This is a genomic window from Fibrella arboris, from assembly GCF_041321095.1.
Classification (GTDB): domain Bacteria; phylum Bacteroidota; class Bacteroidia; order Cytophagales; family Spirosomataceae; genus Fibrella; species Fibrella arboris.
Map to the genome: position 1 here is coordinate 192,631 of NZ_JBGGWE010000006.1, position 18,307 is coordinate 210,937.

The 18,307-nt window shown below is 54.1% G+C and carries 11 protein-coding genes; 7 read left to right on the forward strand and 4 right to left on the reverse strand.

Going from position 1 to position 18,307, the window contains the following annotated elements; translation table 11 throughout:
• Window positions 1-21 precede the first annotated feature (21 nt).
• Together ACAW75_RS12920 and ACAW75_RS12925 are read right to left on the reverse strand one after the other, a co-directional pair.
• Complete coding sequence (locus tag ACAW75_RS12920) at window positions 22-327, reverse strand: helix-turn-helix domain-containing protein (RefSeq protein WP_370729142.1); 306 nt, start codon at window positions 325-327, stop codon at window positions 22-24.
• Window positions 308-652: a type II toxin-antitoxin system RelE/ParE family toxin gene (locus tag ACAW75_RS12925; RefSeq protein ID WP_370729143.1), complete on the reverse strand. Its 345-nt coding sequence runs from the start codon at window positions 650-652 to the stop codon at window positions 308-310. Before ACAW75_RS12925 ends, ACAW75_RS12920 begins: the two co-directional genes overlap by 20 nt.
• 175 nt (window positions 653-827) lie before the next feature.
• Here ACAW75_RS12925 and ACAW75_RS12930 point away from each other — a divergent pair, with 175 nt between their 5' ends.
• From ACAW75_RS12930 to ACAW75_RS12955, 6 genes are all read left to right on the forward strand, one after another.
• Complete coding sequence (locus ACAW75_RS12930) at window positions 828-1,748, forward strand: PfkB family carbohydrate kinase (protein WP_370729144.1); 921 nt, start codon at window positions 828-830, stop codon at window positions 1,746-1,748.
• A 398-nt stretch (window positions 1,749-2,146) separates the two neighbouring features.
• Entirely contained in the window at window positions 2,147-4,522 is a 2,376-nt protein-coding gene (locus ACAW75_RS12935) for a TonB-dependent receptor (protein ID WP_370729294.1), read from the forward strand.
• Between the two features lie 128 nt (window positions 4,523-4,650).
• Complete coding sequence (gene ybeY, locus ACAW75_RS12940) at window positions 4,651-5,067, forward strand: rRNA maturation RNase YbeY (RefSeq protein ID WP_370729145.1); 417 nt, start codon at window positions 4,651-4,653, stop codon at window positions 5,065-5,067.
• A gap of 850 nt (window positions 5,068-5,917) precedes the next feature.
• The gene (locus tag ACAW75_RS12945) at window positions 5,918-9,052 is read left to right on the forward strand and encodes a SusC/RagA family TonB-linked outer membrane protein (RefSeq protein WP_370729146.1); all 3,135 of its coding nucleotides are present in this window, start codon (window positions 5,918-5,920) and stop codon (window positions 9,050-9,052) included.
• Between the two features lie 33 nt (window positions 9,053-9,085).
• Entirely contained in the window at window positions 9,086-10,624 is a 1,539-nt protein-coding gene (locus tag ACAW75_RS12950) for a RagB/SusD family nutrient uptake outer membrane protein (RefSeq protein ID WP_370729147.1), read from the forward strand.
• Between the two features lie 89 nt (window positions 10,625-10,713).
• Window positions 10,714-14,154, forward strand: a complete 3,441-nt coding sequence (locus ACAW75_RS12955) for a VCBS repeat-containing protein (protein ID WP_370729148.1) — start codon at window positions 10,714-10,716, stop codon at window positions 14,152-14,154.
• Window positions 14,155-14,296: 142 nt separating this feature from the next.
• Here ACAW75_RS12955 and ACAW75_RS12960 read toward each other — a convergent pair whose 3' ends face one another.
• Entirely contained in the window at window positions 14,297-15,616 is a 1,320-nt protein-coding gene (locus ACAW75_RS12960) for a sensor histidine kinase (RefSeq protein ID WP_370729149.1), read from the reverse strand.
• Between the two features lie 106 nt (window positions 15,617-15,722).
• Between ACAW75_RS12960 and ACAW75_RS12965 the strand changes: the two genes are divergently transcribed.
• Window positions 15,723-16,820 (forward strand): Gfo/Idh/MocA family protein, encoded by a 1,098-nt coding sequence (locus tag ACAW75_RS12965; RefSeq protein ID WP_370729150.1) that lies wholly within the window; start codon window positions 15,723-15,725, stop codon window positions 16,818-16,820.
• 79 nt (window positions 16,821-16,899) lie between these two features.
• Here the strand turns inward: ACAW75_RS12965 and ACAW75_RS12970 are convergent, their stop codons facing one another.
• Window positions 16,900-18,288, reverse strand: coding sequence for a sigma-54-dependent transcriptional regulator (locus tag ACAW75_RS12970; protein ID WP_370729151.1), 1,389 nt, complete (start codon window positions 18,286-18,288; stop codon window positions 16,900-16,902).
• Between the last annotated feature and the right edge of the window lie 19 nt (window positions 18,289-18,307).

Genomic DNA, 18,307 nt, shown 5'->3' on the forward strand with positions numbered 1-18,307 from the left:
AAAAGTGCTGCTGTTACTGGCTCACAACTTTATAGAAAGCTGCAACTGGCCACCAAAGCCGATTTCAACGATCCGCTGGAGCGTCGACAAGCGTACCTCCTTTATATTATTCTCGATTTTAGAGATGTAGGATTTTGTTGTACCCACACGATCAGCTAGCTCTTCCTGAGTTAAGCCTTTTTCAAGTCTAGCTTGATGTAAAAGTGCGCCAATCTTAAAGCTCTCATAACCAGCCTCTAATGCCTCCCGTTTCGCTGAGCCACGCTGACCGTATTGTTTATCTTTCAATTGGTCGAGTGTTGTCACGTTATTTTTGTTCGTTTTCATAATCGTTTTTAATACTGAGCGCTTTATCAATTTCCTGTTTTGGCGTCTTTTGTGATTTCTTCTGAAACCCATTCGCCAGCACTACTAATTGACCCTGATCGAAAAAGCAGAAAATCCGAAAGATGTCGCTTCCCACCTGCACTCGAATCTCATAGAGGCCGTCCGTGTTCTCGATGTGCTTCAGGTACGTTTCGGGCACTCGTTGAAGCTCTTCAATCAGGCTAAGCGTCCAGATGATTTCATCCTTCACTTTATCCCGTTGGGCTGTAAAGAACTCTTCGAAATAAGACTTGTAGAAGATGACAGTTCGATGCTTCTGACTCACAAATAAAAAGCTGAAAAAGTTGCCCTAAAGTACAACATTTGGCCAAAAAACACCTTTATTCATTTTTTGGCGCGTAATGTATACCGGTTAAACCTCATCGATGCACGCGTAGCCTTCACTTTACATACCCCGCTCACGCTTACCTTTGCTGGCATCAATTGACACTACAAACAGCATGAGTTTACTCACCGTGGGTTCGGTCGCGTTCGACGCCCTGGAAACCCCCTTCGGCAAGACCGACAAAATCATTGGCGGTGCCGCCACCTACATTACCCTGTCGGCGTCGTATTTCACCGAAGAAAATAACCTGGTGGCCGTTGTGGGCGATGATTTCCCGCAAAGTATGATCGACACGCTGGTCAGCCACGGTGTAAACGTGGACGGGCTGGAGATCCGGCAGGGCGAAAAAACGTTTTTCTGGTCGGGCAAATACCATAACGACATGAACTCGCGCGATACGGTCGACGTGCAGCTCAACGTGATGGAGAACTTTGACCCTATCATTCCTGAATCGTATCAGGGATGCACGTACCTGATGCTGGGCAACACGGCCCCGGCCATTCAGCACCTGGTGATCAAACGCCTGACCAACCAGCCCAAGCTGATCGTGCTCGACACGATGAACCTCTGGATCGAGATTGCCAACGCCGATCTGAAAGCGCTGCTGCAAGACGTGGACGTGCTGGTCCTGAATGACGAAGAAGCCCGCCAACTCACTGGTGATTACTCGCTCGTACGCGCGGCGGCCACGATCATGGGGATGGGCCCCAAAACGGTCATCATCAAGAAAGGTGAACACGGCGCCTTGCTGTTCCAGGAAGACCGGATCTTTGCCGCCCCTGCCCTGCCACTGGAATCGGTATTTGACCCAACCGGCGCGGGCGACACGTTTGCGGGCGGTTTCATCGGCCACATCGCCAAAACCGACGATATCTCCTTCGACAACATGAAACGGGCCGTCATCTACGGGTCGGCGATGGCGTCGTTCTGCGTGGAGAAGTTCGGTGCCGAGCGCATCCTGAACCTGTCTCCCGAAGAAATTCAGGACCGCGTCAGTCAGTTCGTGAAACTGTCGGCGTTTAGCGTGGAAATGTAGAAGGGAAGTTTCAAGTGTCAGGTTTCAAGTTTCAAGTGCGTTGCTTATTAACAAAAACATAGGTAAGCAACGCACTTGAAACCTGACACTTGAAACTTGAAACCTGAAACCTGACACTTGAAACTCTTTTCGCATTAACTTTGCGTCATTAATCTTTCAGGGGTGCCTTATAACAACGGGCTGAGATTATACCCATAGAACCTGTACACGGGTAATGCCGCAGCAGGGAATGTAAACATGAGTTTCAAGTGTCAGGTATCAAGTTTCAGGTGCGTTGCTTATCACCGAGGTGGTTGTTAGCAGCGCACCTGAAACTTGATACCTGACACTTGAAACTCTCTTTTTTCACCAAAGATAGGCTTGGCCCCTACGCCTTATCGTTAACCGTTTGTGTCATGATGACCAACGCAACGACCTATCGTTTTGCCGCCACACTCTTGCTGTGGTGCGTATTCCAACTGCCCGCCTGGGCACAATCACTTACCCTCTCCGGCCTTGTGCGGGAAACAAACGGCAGCCCGTTACCCGGCGTTGCCATCACGCTCGATGGCTCCCTGAAAGGAACCAGTACCGATGCATCAGGGGCTTTTCGGCTCACCAATCTTCGTCCGGGTACGTACCAGGTACGTGCTTCTATCGTTGGCTACGACGCTGTTGACCAGACCATTAAGCTACCAGCTACCGAGCCGCTCACACTCCGGTTGCACCAGAGCGAAATAGTTATGGATGAGGTTGTTGTGCTGGCTACGCGGGCCAGCGAGAAATCGGCCATTGCCTACACCGACGTGACGAAGCGCGACCTCACCAAGCTCAATCTGGGGCAGGATCTGCCGCTGCTGCTCAACTTCACACCCTCGGTCGTGACCACGTCGGATGCAGGCGCGGGCGTGGGCTACACAGGCATTCGTATTCGCGGGTCCGATGCTACGCGGGTGAACGTGACGCTCAACGGCATTCCATATAACGATGCCGAATCGCAGGGGACGTATTGGGTGAATATGCCCGATTTTGCGTCGTCGGTCAATAGCGTTCAGATTCAGCGGGGTGTGGGTACGTCGACCAACGGGGCGGGGGCGTTTGGCGCGAGTGTGAACGTGCAGACCAATTCGCTCCAGAAAGATCCGTATGCCGAAGTGAACCTGTCGGGCGGGTCGTTCAACACACGGCGGGCCACGGTGCAGGCCGGTACGGGCCTGCTATCGAACCACTTTGTGGTGGACGCGCGGCTGTCGAAGATCGCGTCGGATGGCTATATCGACCGGGCGGCGTCGGATCTGAAATCGTTTTATGTGTCGGGTGGGTATTACAATCAGAAAAGCTTCATTCGGCTCAACGTTTTCTCGGGACAGGAAAAGACATACCAGGCCTGGAATGGCGTACCCGAAGAGTTGCTGGCGACGAACCGGACCTACAACGAATTTACGTACCCGAACCAGACAGACAACTACCAACAGGATCAGTATCAACTCATTACCTCAACCGAACTGAGCCGGAGCTGGCGGGCCAATGTATCGCTCTTTTATACGAAAGGGCGCGGTTACTACGAAGAATTCAAGGAAGGTGACAAGCTAAGTAAATACGGTCTTCCCAATGTCGTTATCCGCGATTCGGTCACTAGCCGGTCGAACATTGTGCGCCGCCGATGGCTGGATAATGACTTTTACGGCACCGTTTTCTCGTTTGATTACGATACCAAAAACCGGCTTACAGCCAACATCGGTGGCGGACTGAACAAGTACCAGGGGAAGCATTTCGGCGAGGTTATTTCGGGGCAGTTCGTTCCTAACACACCGTATCGGTACTACGAAGATGACGCCACCAAGACCGACGTAAATGTGTACGCCAAAGCCTTTTACCAGTTCACGACCCAGTTGAATGCCTTCCTGGACTTGCAGGTACGTTCGGTGAATTACTCGTTTCTGGGCTTCAATAGCCAGCTGAAGAACGTGCAGCAGCAGGCGGCGCTAACCTTTTTCAATCCAAAGGCGGGGGTTACCTACACCGTCAACGACCGCACCACGGCCTACGCATCGGTCGGCGTGGGCAACAAGGAACCCAACCGCGACGACTACACGCAGTCGACACCGGGCAGCCGACCAGCGGCCGAGCGGCTGTATGACTGGGAAGCGGGCGTGAAAACCCGTACCGACCGGGTGGCCCTGAGCCTGAACGGCTATTTCATGGATTACCGCAATCAGCTGGTGCTCAACGGAGCCATCAACGACGTGGGCGCGTTCAACCGGATCAACGTACCCAGCAGCTACCGAGCCGGTATTGAGGCCGAAGTAACTACGTTGCTGACGAAGGCCTTGCGCTGGAGCGTGAACGGCACCTTCAGCCAGAACAAAATTCGCAACTATACCCAGTTTTTCGACTCAGATGCCGGCCAGGAAGCCCGCCAGTTTGCGCAGACCGACATTGCCTTTTCGCCCAACGTCATTGCCGGCTCGCAACTGGTGCTGACAGCCGCCAAAGGCCTGGAAATCGGCTTTTTATCGAAATATGTGGGTCAGCAGTTCCTGGATAATACCAGTAGCAACGACCGGAAGATCGACGCCTATTTCGTGAATGACCTGCGGTTCATCTACACGCTGAAGCCCACGTTTGCGAAGGAAATCGCCTTCACCCTGCTGGTCAATAACCTGTTCAGTGAGCGCTACGTCTCGAACGGCTACACCTATGGCTATATCAGCGAAGGCCGCCTCGATTCGTACAACTACTATTACCCACAAGCCACCCGCAATGTACTGGCGGGGGTGCGGGTGAAATTTTAAGTTAGATAGAAATAAAGGAGTAAAGGAGGAACGCAGGAAGGGAGAAACGGTAGCTTTGCATGTTGAGTTATCAACGCGCGAAGCTACCGTTTCTCCCTTCCTGCGTTACTCCTTTACTCCCCTTAAGCATGATTCGCTTTTTCAACGAAGACGTCGACTATAAGTTATCGCAGAAACTGGCGGCGAAAAAATGGCTCACGACGCAGGCCAGGGCCGAAGGGCACGACATGGGCGACCTGAACTACGTGTTCTGCTCCGACGACTACCTGTTGCAGGTCAATCGCGAACACCTCAACCACGACTATTACACCGATATCATCACGTTCGATAATCGCGAATTTGAAGACGACCCCATCGAGGGCGACATCTTTATCAGCGTTGACCGCGTAGCCGACAATGCTGGCCAACTGGGCGTTTCGCCCGAACAGGAAATGCGCCGGGTGCTGGCCCACGGTCTGCTCCACCTTTGCGGTTACGGCGACAAGTCGCCTGAGGATGAGAAACTAATGCGCAGCAAAGAAGACGAATGGTTGGCTGCTTTTTGATAAGGCTTACAACAGGCGGACTAAACGGATGCACATGCCCTGGCTCTGCTTCAATCAGAAGGCTTTCTTTTATCTGGTCCGCTCGAAGTAAAGAAGCTGCGCACCACTTGTCTTTCCGAGTACGCAATAAGCCATAAAGGCGTGATTAAGTAGAATTTCGCGAGACAAGATCAGGCTGATCTACTGGTTTTCCTGCTGTTGTTCAGACCAGCTACTGTATAATAGACTATCAAAGAGCTATAGTTATAAGTAGTATTTCCAGGCTACGAACGTATAGTAAATGTGATAACCTGACGGATATATGTAATAATATGACTGATATATATCAAGATATGACCAACGCCTTGACAATCCATATATAAATAGTATTTTCACTTTAAAAATTGTCATTTTTAAGCAGCGGGACTTTTCCTGGATTCCACTCGCGGCATGCATCACAGTCAAACGCCTTTACTCGTACAAATGAAAAAGTGTCATTTTGACACATAGAATTAAGCAGTTACCTGATAGAGATAATGGAATTCCTGTAGAATAGAGTAAACGGGCTTCACCAGACTGGAAGACAAGTCTATTCTATGTACCCCTTACCCATGATTGCTATGCAGTGGAAAGTAAACCAGCGTGCCTTTATGATTGAGACCAGTCAGTGTTTGCCCACTACAACCGAATTAAATTAAACCCAACCCTCCTTCAGCCTATGCGCGATCACATGCTATACGCATAAAAAAAGAGTCAGCAATGTTGGCGCATTACTGACTCCGAAGCTCCCTTTTTGTTCCTGCGAGAGAACATCCGTAATCGGATGCAGGGATTTTTTTGTCCGTTGTGAAACCAACAAACCCCTAAAATTATGTCTAAACAATTACAAATCCATGCTTCCTTAAAGAAGCTCATATGGATTGGACTTTACACCCTCATTATCGTTCACGCCCTGACGATCACAAGCTGGGCCCGCCTAGCCGATCAATCAGTAACGGGTTCTGTGCTCGATGAAACAGGCAGCCCGCTGGTAGGGGTAAGCATTCAGATCAGAGGAACAGCAAGAGGAACAACGACTGATGCACGCGGGGCCTATCGTATCGACGTACCTAATGGTAGCTCGATACTGGTATTTAGCTTCATTGGTTATAAAAAACAGGAGGTCACGGTCGGTAATCAAACAACGATCAATATATCGTTGGTAGCCGACGCCGGTTCGCTGGAAGAAGTGGTTGTGGTGGGGTATGGCACTCAGAAACGGTCGTCTCTGACGGGCGCGGTATCGACGGTGACGCCGAAAGAGATAACGGCCTTGCCAGTCCCCAACCTGGCTTCAGCGCTTCAGGGCCGTGTACCGGGCGTATCCGTCGTTAACAACGGTGGACCAGGTAACTCGCCTATCGTGCAAATCCGGGGTGTTGGGTCAATCAGCTACGGATCTGGCCCGCTTTACGTTATTGACGGCGTACCAACGGGCGACCTCAACAGCTTCAACACCAATGACATCGAGTCGCTGGAAGTGTTGAAAGATGCCAGTTCAGCGGCTATTTACGGATCACGGGCCGCCAACGGGGTTATTCTGATCACGACCAAAAAGGGAAGCCGGGATAGCAAGGTCCGCGTTTCGCTGGATTCGTACGTCGGCGTTCAGAGTGCAACGCATAAAATTGATGTCCTCAACCGGGATCAGTATGTGCAATATGCCAAAGCGCTCACGGCCAATGCGGGTATCGCTCTTCCCTCGCGGCTCAATAACCTGAATACGCCCATTTATGCGGGTGCCACTCAAACGTTTGCCGAGACGGAAACGAACTGGCAGAACGAGCTTTTCCGTAATGCGCCCATTGCGCAGCACCAGCTTTCTCTGTCGGGTGGCAATGCAACGTCGCGGTTCTTTGCGTCGGGTAACTATTTCAAGCAGGTTGGTATCATGCAGGGGACTGATTTCGAACGCGGCTCATTGCGGCTGAACTCCGATCACCAGATCACCAAGTTTCTCTCGATTGGTCAGACGTTGACGGCGGCCTACAGCAATCAGCGTAACGAAACCACCGGCGATCGGTCGCAGTTGATGCACGCCCTCCGGATGATGCCCTACTGGCCTACAACGGACCCGACCAAAGTAGGGGGCTATAGCGCACCAACGGCCGCCGATGGGTCAGACCCGGAAAACCCACTTCGGGCACCAGCCATGGACGTCACCCGGACGAAGTTCCTGAAAGCCTTTGCCACTATCTATGCGGATGTTCGGCTGACGAGTTACCTGAAATACCGGTTCAACTACGGCGTCGATCTGGGCTTCTCGAATGGCAGCACGTTCAACCCAATCTACAACGATGGGTATACAACACGTAGCTCGGCCACTGTCTCGCAGTCGCGAAACACGAATATCGCGCAGACGATCACCAATCAGCTTTCGTTCGACAAAAGCTTCGGGAAACACTCCCTGAGTCTGCTGGTTGTTGCTGAAACGCAACAGGTCCTGTCGACAGGCATGAATGGATCGGGCACCCGGCCCAACAATGACCTGGATGTGATTCAGGGGGTCAGTAACCCGGCGATCACCAGCACGCGGGCAGAAACGGACCTGATCTCCTACATTGGTCGGGTCAATTACGATTACGCAGGTAAGTATCTGTTCAGCGCCTCGATCCGTCGCGATGGCTCGTCGTTGTTTGCGCCGGGCAACAAATGGGGGAATTTCCCGTCGGCATCGCTCGGCTGGCGTATGGATCAGGAGTCGTTCATGAAAGGTGTACCGCAGCTGTCTGAACTGAAACTCCGGGTGAGCTACGGCAAGACGGGCTTCAACGGCATTGGCAACTACGCCTGGCAGTCGCTCGTATCGGCCGATGCAACGGCCTACCCGTTCGGCTCGGCAAACAGCCTGGGTTCTTACTTCAACTCGCTGGGGAACACCGAACTGAAGTGGGAAACGACCGACATGGTCAATGGCGGTATCGATGTGGGCCTGTTTAGCAACAAGATCACGTTTACGGCCGAAATCTATAACCGGTTCACCGACGGGCTTATCCTGGGCGTTCCCATTCCAAACTCGATCGGCTACAGCAACGCACCGGTGGCCAACATCGGCAGCATGAAGAACTGGGGGTATGAATTCCAGGCGGGGTATAACTATTCGAAAGGTGCTTTCCGCTGGAACGTGTCGGCCAACGTGGGCATTACCCGCAACCGGGTGTTGAGCCTGGCCACCCCAACCTCAGCGATCTATGCAGGCTCCAATGCTGACTACGGCGGAGCCGATATCACCAAGACCGAAGTTGGGCAACCCATTCAGTCGTTCTATGGCTACGTAGTCGATGGTATTTTCAAGTCGATCGACGAAGTGTATAGCTCGCCTATTCAGAACCGCCCTGCCACGCGCGATGCGGATAACCCGGCCAAAAACACGTCGGCTGGCGACATTCGGTTCAAAGACCTGAACGGCGATGGTAAAATCGACGCGAATGACCGGACGTACCTGGGCAGCTACCTGCCGAAGTTCAATTACGGCCTCAACTTTAGCGGTACGTACAGGAACTTCGACTTTACGCTGTATTTGCAGGGTACTTACGGCAACAAAATCTACAACGGCACCCGGGTTGTTACAGAAGGTATGCTCCGGCTCTTCAATGCAGGTCCTGCCGTTCTAAGCGCCTGGACGCCAACCAATACGAATACAAACATCCCCCGGGCAGTGGCGGGTGATCCGAACAACAACAGCCGTACGTCAGATCGGTTCATTGAAGACGGTTCGTACATGCGCGTCAAGAACCTGTCGATCGGCTACTCGATCCCGGCCAAGGCATTGGGCAGTTTAACGAGTGGGTCGGTGAACAAAGTACGGGTGTATGTATCGAGTCAGAACCTGCTGACGCTGACCAAATACACGGGTTATGACCCGGAGATTGGTTCGCGCAATGGAACGCTGCTGCGGAGCGGCATCGACTACGCTAACTACCCGCAGGCACGTACCCTGCTGGCCGGTCTTCAGGTAACATTCTAACTGATTTTAACGAACTCAAAGCATACTGTATATATGAAAAGGCACTATTTCTTAGCCGGCGCTTTACTACTGGTTCTGACCGCCGGGTGTGACGAAAAGAAGCTGGAGCAGCTAAACCCCAACGCGGTTACGACCGACAGTTATTTTCAAAATGATCTACAGATCAGGAGTGCAGTCAACGGTGTTTATGCCGCGTTGCAGTCTACGAACCTGGTTGCCCGCGAGTGGTTCTTTACCAATGATTTGCGTTCAGACGACGTAGCGGCAGGCGGCGGCCAGCTCGAAACACCACGGAACCAGCTGTTGCTGGGCGTTCACACAACAGACAACGGGCTGGTAGCCTCTGTCTGGACGGGAGCCTACCGCGTGATTCACCGGGCCAACGTAGTGGTTGACAAAGCGGCGGCGGCCAAAGCGCTAACGGCCAGCGTGGCCACACAGGCAGTGGGCGAAGCCAAGTTCTTGCGGGCCTGGTCTTATTTCGAGCTGGTGAGTATGTGGGGAGGCGTTCCGCTCTATAAAAACTATGTCACGGGCGTATCGGGGTCGTTGCCCCGTTCGCCGGAAGCCGATGTGTATGCGTTCATCGTGGCTGATTTGAAAGCCGCTCAGGATGCCCTTCCGGCCACGTATGACGCAGCCAATCAGGGGCGTGCGACCAAGGGCGCTGCTCAGATGCTGCTTGCCCGGGTCTACATGCAACAGGGTGACTATGCCAACGCGAAGACTGAACTTCAGAAAGTCATCAGCTCCGGCACCTATGCCCTGGTAGATGAGTACAACGACAATTTCCTCGAAGAGACCGAGTTTAACAAGGAATCGATCTGGGAAGTGAATTTCCTGCCATCGGGGGGCACATTCAACTGGAATGGCGATGCGGATGGCGCCTCGGCAGGCGAAGAAACGGTACGTACCCAGGAGTATTCGGGTATTGGCTGGCGGAACATTATTCCGTCGAACAGTCTGTTAGCTGAGTTTGAGAAAACCAGCAAAGGCGATGCGAAGACCGACCCCCGCTATGCGAAATCGTTCTACACCACGGGCGATAAGTTTAACAAGGACCAAAACATCCTGACAGACGAGGTGCAGAACGGCAATAGCTCGATTGTGGATGGCAAAACGCAGAAGGTAAGCTGGCGGAAGTTCACGCTGATGTACAAAGCGGGCGTTTCGACAACAGGCGGCATCAATCAGCGGATTATGCGGTATGCTGAAACGCTGCTGGCCATGGCTGAATGCGAAAACGAACTGGGAAATACAGCCAGTGCGGTAACGTACCTGAACCAGATCCGCAACCGGCCCAGCGTAGCCATGCCAACGTACCCAACCGCCAAATACCCTACTTCGACGAAAGATCAGGTATTTGCGGCCATTGTACACGAACGTCGGGTGGAGCTGAATGGCGAAGAGATTCGGAACCGGGATATCCTGCGCTGGCGGAAACAGGGTAAGTTGACGACCGAGCCCTTCTCCTATTTCCAGAAAGGCAAGCATGAGTTGCTGCCCATTCCTCAACAGGAAATCGACAACAACCCGAACATTGGCGTTAAAGGCCAAAACCCTGGTTATTAATGGATTAATCTGATATACACTGGTAATACAACAATGACACCGGATGCTCCGGTGTCATTGTTGTATTACGTAAACCCGAGGCGATAGGTATGCAAGTACGTTGGTTACATGTGGTTTGGGCGAGTGCGCTGAGCAGCGTTCTGTTGGCTTGTCATCGGTCACCCGATCCCCTGTTCGAGCAATTACCCAGCAGTCAGACCCACATAACCTTTACCAATTCGCTGACTCCCTCCGAACAGGTAAATGGCTTCACGTTCACCAATTTTTACAACGGGGGCGGCGTAGCGGTTGGCGACGTTAACAAGGACGGTTTTACGGATGTATTCTTCACCGGCAACCAGGCTAGTTGCCGCCTGTATCTGAATCAGGGAAAACAGCCGGGTGATGGCTTTTCGTTCGACGATATAACGGAAGCGGCCGGACTGACCACCAATCGATGGTGCTCGGGGGCGGTGATGACGGACATCAATCAGGACGGCTGGCTCGACATCTATGTTTCTGTTGCCAGCCATTCGTCGCTCAAACAGACCGAGAATCTGCTCTTCGTCAACCAGGGGCTGACGAATGGGAAACCCGTTTTCAACGAAATGGCGAAAGCTTATGGCTTGGCTGACCCGGCTTTCACTACCCAAACCGCTTTCTTCGATTATGACCTGGATGGCGATCTGGATGCTTTCCTGCTCAACACAGCGCCTGACTACCAGAACCCCGCCCACATGCGCCCTGTCGTATCGGATGGGTCGCATCCCGGCACGGGTAAACTTTACCGAAATGAAGGAAATGGGCCGGCGGGCCATCCGGTTTTCGCCGACGTCTCCCGGCAGGCAGGCATCACCTACGACGCGCTGGGCCTGGGGCTGGTCGTTAGTGATGTGAATAAGGACGGCTATCCAGACATTTATTGTTCCAATGATTTCACCAGCAGCGACATTCTTTACCTGAACGACGGGAACGGCCATTTCACCAACGTCATCAAAGAAGCTACTGCCCACACGAGTATGTACGGCATGGGCGTCGATGCGGCTGACCTGAACAACGATGCCCGCATCGACCTGATGCAACTCGACATGCTCCCGAAAGAGAATGACCGGCTGAAGATGATGCTGGGTGGTCAGGATTACGACCGAAAGGAAATGAGCATTTCGTCCCGCTACGGCAACCAGATGCAGTATATGCGGAATTCGCTGCAGATGAATCTGGGCGACGGGCTGAGGGCTGAGGGTTTGGGGCAGGGGGTAAAAAGCGCTGCCCCAAACCATCAGCCCTCAGCCCCGCGCCCCCAGCCCGTTTTCGCTGAAGTTGGCCTGATGGCGGGCGTTGCGCAGACAGACTGGAGTTGGGCCACGTTACTGGCCGATTTCGACAATGACGGCTGGAAAGACATGTACATCACCAACGGCTACCGCAAAAACGTGACCGACCGCGACTTCATCACGTTCACCGAAGATTTTTCCAGCTTCGGCACCACCGAATACAACACGCAGAAGCGCCTTGCCCTGCTGGATAAGGTGCCCGAGATTCCGCTCGCGCACTATGCGTTTCACAATGCAGGCGATGGGTCGTTCACCGATGTGTCACGGGCCTGGGGACTTGACACAAAATCGTACGCGAACGGCGCCGCCTACGCCGACTTCGACCAGGATGGCGATTTGGACATTGCCGTCAACAACGTTGATAGTGAAGCGCTTATCTACCGCAATCGAAGCCGTGAGCAGGCGCCGGACCAACACTACCTGACGGTTAAACTACAGGGCGATTCGGCTAACCGACAAGGGATAGGCGCGACCGTAACGCTTTGGGCCGGGGGCGCCAGGCAATATGCCGAGCTATACGTTGTGCGGGGCTATCTGTCGTCTGTAGAACCGGCCCTTCACTTTGGAATAGGCCGAAACGCAACAATCGACTCAGTACGTATCGAGTGGCCGGGCGGGCGCTCAGAAAGCAGGCGAAATATAGCCGTAGATCAACCCATCACGCTATCGTATTCGCAGGCGACGATAGCGGCAAAAGAGCCTTCGGTTAACTCAGCCCGTAATCGCCTGTTCACCGACGTCACGGAGCACTATCCCATCGATTTCGTGCATAAAGAATCTGATTTCGTTGATTTCAAGCAGCGGGCTGCTATGCACAAAATGCTGTCGCGCGCTGGTTTTGCGTTGGCGGTGGGCGATGTCAATGGAGATGGGTTAGACGACTGTTTTACCGGTAGTTCATACCGGGGGAGTCCAGCCTGTTTGTTCGTTCAGCAGTCGGCGGGCGGGTTCACGAAGAAAGCCTTTCCAGCCGGGGCTGATCAGGAAGCGACCAACGCGCTGTTTTTCGATGCCGATGGCGACAAAGACCTGGACCTCTATGTGGTTTATGGGGGTAATGAGCGGCCGGCAACGGATAAGGCCTTCTACCAGGATCAGTTGTATGTCAATGACGGAAAAGGCAATTTCGGCATGGCTCCTGCCGGGGTGCTGCCCGATCTATCAGGAAGCGGATCCTGTGCCATTGCCTCCGATTTTGACCATGATGGCGATCTGGACTTGTTTGTGGGGGGGCGTCAGATTCCCGGCGAATACCCGCTGCCCGCCCGGAGCTATCTGCTGCGAAACGACCGGTCGGCAACGGGGTATCGCTTCACCGACGTGACCCAGCAGTTGTGTCCGTCGCTGCTCAAGGCCGGTATGGTTTGCTCGGCGCTCTGGTCCGATTATGATCAGGATGGTTGGCCCGACCTGCTGCTGGCCGGCGAGTGGATGCCGCTGACGATCTACAAAAATCAAAGAGGTAGTTTCAAATCGGCCGCAGTGCAGCTGCCAAACACGACTGGTTGGTGGAATACGCTGGCGCAGGGCGATTTCGACCACGACGGCGACCTCGACTACATGGCTGGAAACGAGGGACTGAATACGCTTTATCAGGCCTCAGCCAACGAACCGGTCAAGATTATCGCCAAAGATTTTAACAACGACGGTACCATAGACCCGCTGATGGGCTATTTCATCAACGGTGTGTGTTATCCGGCCATTCCACGCGATGCGCTGAACCAGCAGGTAATCCAGTTCCGCCGAAAATACCAGCGCTTTGCCGATTACGCCGCCGTACACTTCGATGACTTACTGACCAGCGATGAGCTGGAAGACGCTTATAAGGCCCAGGCAACGTACCTGCAAAGCGCTTATATCGAAAACCAGGGGCACGGTCAATTCGCCGTACATGCCTTGCCTCGCCCGGCTCAGGTAGCGCCGGCTTTCGGGATCGTCGTACACGATTTTAACCGGGATGGACATCTGGATGCGGTTTTGACGGGCAATTTTTACCCAAACGAAGTCAACATGGGCCGGGAAGATGCCTCTGTGGGTACAGTGCTGCTGGGCGATGGCCGTGGTCATTTCAAGCCGCTCGACTCCACGAGCAGCGGCCTGCTGATTCGGGGCGACGCCCGGTCATCGGCGCTTTTACGCGGCCCTAACAAAGAAACACTGCTGATCACAGCCATCAATTCACAAGGCCTCCGCCTGAACCGCTGCTTGGCCCATTAATGGTACGCGGATTTTAAGGGGGTACGCGGCTGGCCAATAGAACACGGATGTGGGGATTAAACCGATTCTCGGGGCTGTTTTCCGGGTACGCGGATTTAGGGGATTTGAGCAGATTGGCTCTGTTCCAGGTTACCAATCCGCTTCAATCCAACAGCCGCGCCAATCTTTTCAAATCCCCTAAATCCGCGTGCCATTTAATCTGAAACACCGTCCAGCCGTCTGGCTGGGTACGTAGCGAGAAGGCGAAGCCGTGGTTGAGCAGGATTTCGCGAGCGAGGGTCAGGCCAATACCCTGGCCGGTGGTTTTGGTGCTGAAGAACGGGTTAAACAGATTCGTAGCCACCTCATCGGAAATCGGCTGGCCATTGTCGCGGACGAGTAAGTCACTACTGGTCAACACCATTTCGACTGACTGTCCGGTTTGACAGGCTTCCAGCGCGTTTTTCACCACGTTGACCAGCACCTGCTCCATCTGGGCGACATCGATCAACTGCTTCACCGGTCCATCGGGCAAGTGCAGCGTCAGCGATAGGCCGCGCGCGGTTGCCTGGGGTTGCATCAGGCTAAATACGTCGCGCAGCAGGTCAGGTACGTTGGTTAGCGCAGGGTTGGGCACGGGCAGGCGCACCACATCGGCGAAGCGACGCATGAACTGGTTGAGCCGATCATTCCGCTCAATGGCCACCCGCACGGCCTTCCGCACGTCGGGGTCAGGTACGTCGGGTTCGGCAATGTGCAGGATAGAGTTGATTGCCCCAATGGAGTTGTTGACTTCGTGGGCCATCATCCTGATCACCTTGCCGAAGGCTTTCTTCTCGGTATCGATAATCTCGGCCGTCAGTTCTTCAATGAACAGAAACTGACGCCGGAAACCCCGATCAATAAATTGGCCGCGCATGGCCCGGTAGGTTTCAACGCCCGTCAGTTTGATCGTCTGCGGCTGGTCGGCGGGCAGGTCGATCAGGTGCGTTAGCAGGGGGTGCCCTATGGCCGATAAAGATCTGCCAATCAGGTCGTTGTCGGGCAGGTTTAGTAGCTGGTGCGCTTTCGGATTCACGGCCGATACGCGCTCATCAAAGTCAAAAATCAGTAAGGCAATGGGGGCCGCTTCTACCAGCTTATTCAGAAAAAACTGCTGTTCAGCCTGCCGGGTACGTTCCTGCCGAAGCTGATCGATCATCAGGTTGTAGACCGTAATGAGACCATCCACCTCCTCGTTACCCGTCGGCACAAACTTGATCGTAAAATCCTTATCCCGAATGGCTTCAATGCCCGACGCGATAAACGCCGCTGGTTGCCGGAACGACTGGTACAGCCGCCCGGCAATGTACATCGACAGGAGGATCAGCACTTCCGACGCAATGAAGTAGGGTTTATTCTCTTTCAGCAACTGAAACGTCAGCCCGATCAATACGGCATGAACGGCCCCAATGTAGAGCAGGTAACGGGTTTGAAATGTCATATAGAACGCTGATGACGCAGATAAGCCGATTTACACAAATTTTACAGGTACAGCTCTTTCGTATCTTGTCAAGGGTAAATCTCCTGCTTTTAACTACATGCTAACCATGAATCGTCGCCTTTTTATATCGCAGGCCGCTCTCGGAGCCAGCGCGTTGGCCAGTGCCAATGCCTCGCCGCTGTTTCGTGCCGCCGACACCCGTAAGTTGGGCATTGCACTGGTGGGGCTGGGTACGTATAGTACCGTTCAGTTGGGTCCGGCGCTTCAGCATACCGAGCGCTGTCGGCTGGCGGGCATCGTGACGGGCACACCGGCTAAAGCGCAGGAATGGATGGCGAAGTACACCATTCCGAAAGAGAATGTCTACGACTACCAGACCTTCGACCGCATTGCCGACAACCCCAACATCGACATTGTGTATGTGGTGCTGCCCAATTCGATGCACGCCGAGTATGTGATTCGGGCGGCGAAAGCGGGCAAGCACGTGATCTGCGAAAAGCCGATGGGCCTCAACGCGGGCGAATGTGAGCAGATGGTTCAGGCCTGCAAAAAGGCGGGCGTGAAACTGTCGGTGGGGTATCGGCTGTATTTTGAACCGCATCATCTGGAGGTACGTCGGCTGGCACAATCGAAGGAGTTGGGCACTATAAAAATGATGGAAACGGCACTGGGCTTCTCCATGGCCAACCCACAGTCGTGGCGACTCAACAAGCAGATGGGCGGTGGCGGGGCCATCATGGACCTGGGTGTGTATGCCATTCAGGGTGCCCGCCGTACGATTGGCGAAGATCCGATTGCCGTGACGGCGCAGGGCTTTATCCGGGACAAAACGATTTTCAAGGACATTTACGAGAGTATGTTTTTCCAGATGGAATTTCCGGGCGGTGCCTTATCCAGCTCAACTACAACCTATACCTCCTACGTTGACCGGCTTTACGCGACCACCGGCTACCAGTGGTTCGGGTTACAACCCGCCTTCAACGCCACGGGTGCCAAAGGTGATTCATCGAAAGGAAAGATCGACCTGGCAACGCCGCCTTTTCAGCAAATTCGCCAGATGGACGCCTTCGCTACCAACATCATCGACAACACCGAACCCATTGCCTCGGCCGCCGAGGGCATCAAAGACCTCCACATTATAGATGCCATCGTTCGAGCCGCCGACACAGGCCGCCGCATCGAAATCGACTGGAAACGGGCGTGATTTTATGGTACACTGACTTGGCGGATTAGTGTCAACTGGCACGAGCACGTGCTCGTGCCAGTTGAGCCCCCTATACCGATTATTCCTCCGCATTATACGCAATGCCGTATTTCTCCAGGCGGCGGTAGAGGGCGAAACGGGTGATGCCCAACGCCCGCGCTACGTGGCCGACCCGGTTTTGGTGGTGCGCCATCGCCCGCTCGATCATCTGGCGCTCCATCTGATCGAGGGTCATGCTGCCAACAGGCGGTAAGTGGCTGGGGGGTTGGGGCGCGGGGCTGGAAGATGGCTGACTCACGTGCTTTTCGAAGTCGGCAACGGTGAGCATATCGCCGGGAGCGAGCAGCACGGCCCGTTCAACCACGTTTTTCAACTGACGGATGTTGCCGGGCAACGACAGGTCTTTCAGCCAGTGTTGCGCTTCCTTGCTCACCTGTAAATTCGGTCGGCCGTACAGCGTTTTCAGGTTGTTGGTGAAGAAGTTGACCAGCCGCGGAATATCGGCGGGGCGCTCGCGGAGGGCGGGCAGGCGCACCGTAATGAGGTTGATGCGGTAGAACAGGTCTTCGCGGAACGTACCCAGCCTCACCATGTCTTCCAGATTCCGGTTCGTGGCACAGATCACCCGCACGTCGGCCGTCCGGGTTTTGCTGCTGCCCAGCGGTTCGAAGGTGCGGTCCTGCAACACGCGGAGCAGTTTTACCTGCGACGCCGCATCCAGATCACCGATTTCATCCAGGAAAATGCTGCCTCGATTGGCCAGCTCGAAACGGCCAATGCGGTCGGCTTTGGCGTCGGTGAAGGCGCCGCGCACGTGGCCGAAAAGTTCGCTCTCGAACAACGTGCTGGAAATGCCGCCCAGGTTCACCTTCACGAACGGTTGTCGTTTACGACGGCTGTTCTGGTGAATGGCTTCCGCAATCAATTCTTTCCCCGTTCCGCTTTCGCCCGTAATCAGCACCGGCGCATCGGTAGGGGCTACACGTCCGATCGTGGTGAGCACATCCAGCAGCTTCGGGTCTTCACCCACGATGTTATCGAACTGAAACTGTTCATCGAGCTGCCGACGGCCCGCCGACACAGCCTCACCAGATCGACCGCCCGCCAGCCTGATCGCCGTTTTGACCGACTGCACCAAATGGTCGTTCTGCCAGGGTTTGGTAATGAAATCATTGGCCCCGGCCTTCATTCCCTGCACGGCCAGATCGATACTCCCCCAGCCCGTTATCAGGAGCACAGGTACGTTGGGCAGCCGTTCGCGAATGGACCGAAGCAGCCGCAGGCCATCATCGCCCGACGTTTCGACCGAGAAATTCATGTCGAGCAGAATGGCTTCGGGCGTTTCCTGCTCCAGTACCTCCCGCGTCTCGAACGGCCCATCGGCAATACGCACAGCAAACCCCTCTTTCCTGAAAAGCAGCGAAAGAGACGTCTGAACAGCCATATCGTCGTCGATGATAAGGAGCATGGGGCAGGGTAACACCGAA

Bases quoted from the DNA above. Each gene is read 5' to 3' on its own strand.
- ACAW75_RS12930 (WP_370729144.1), top strand. From the start codon at position 828: ATGAGTTTACTCACCGTGGGTTCGGTCGCGTTCGACGCCCTGGAAACC.
- ACAW75_RS12920 (WP_370729142.1), bottom strand. From the start codon at position 327: ATGAAAACGAACAAAAATAACGTGACAACACTCGACCAATTGAAAGAT.
- ACAW75_RS12950 (WP_370729147.1), top strand. From the start codon at position 9,086: ATGAAAAGGCACTATTTCTTAGCCGGCGCTTTACTACTGGTTCTGACC.
- ACAW75_RS12945 (WP_370729146.1), top strand. From the start codon at position 5,918: ATGTCTAAACAATTACAAATCCATGCTTCCTTAAAGAAGCTCATATGG.
- ACAW75_RS12960 (WP_370729149.1), bottom strand. From the start codon at position 15,616: ATGACATTTCAAACCCGTTACCTGCTCTACATTGGGGCCGTTCATGCC.
- ACAW75_RS12965 (WP_370729150.1), top strand. From the start codon at position 15,723: ATGAATCGTCGCCTTTTTATATCGCAGGCCGCTCTCGGAGCCAGCGCG.
- ACAW75_RS12970 (WP_370729151.1), bottom strand. From the start codon at position 18,288: ATGCTCCTTATCATCGACGACGATATGGCTGTTCAGACGTCTCTTTCG.
- ACAW75_RS12935 (WP_370729294.1), top strand. From the start codon at position 2,147: ATGACCAACGCAACGACCTATCGTTTTGCCGCCACACTCTTGCTGTGG.
- ACAW75_RS12955 (WP_370729148.1), top strand. From the start codon at position 10,714: ATGCAAGTACGTTGGTTACATGTGGTTTGGGCGAGTGCGCTGAGCAGC.
- ybeY (WP_370729145.1), top strand. From the start codon at position 4,651: ATGATTCGCTTTTTCAACGAAGACGTCGACTATAAGTTATCGCAGAAA.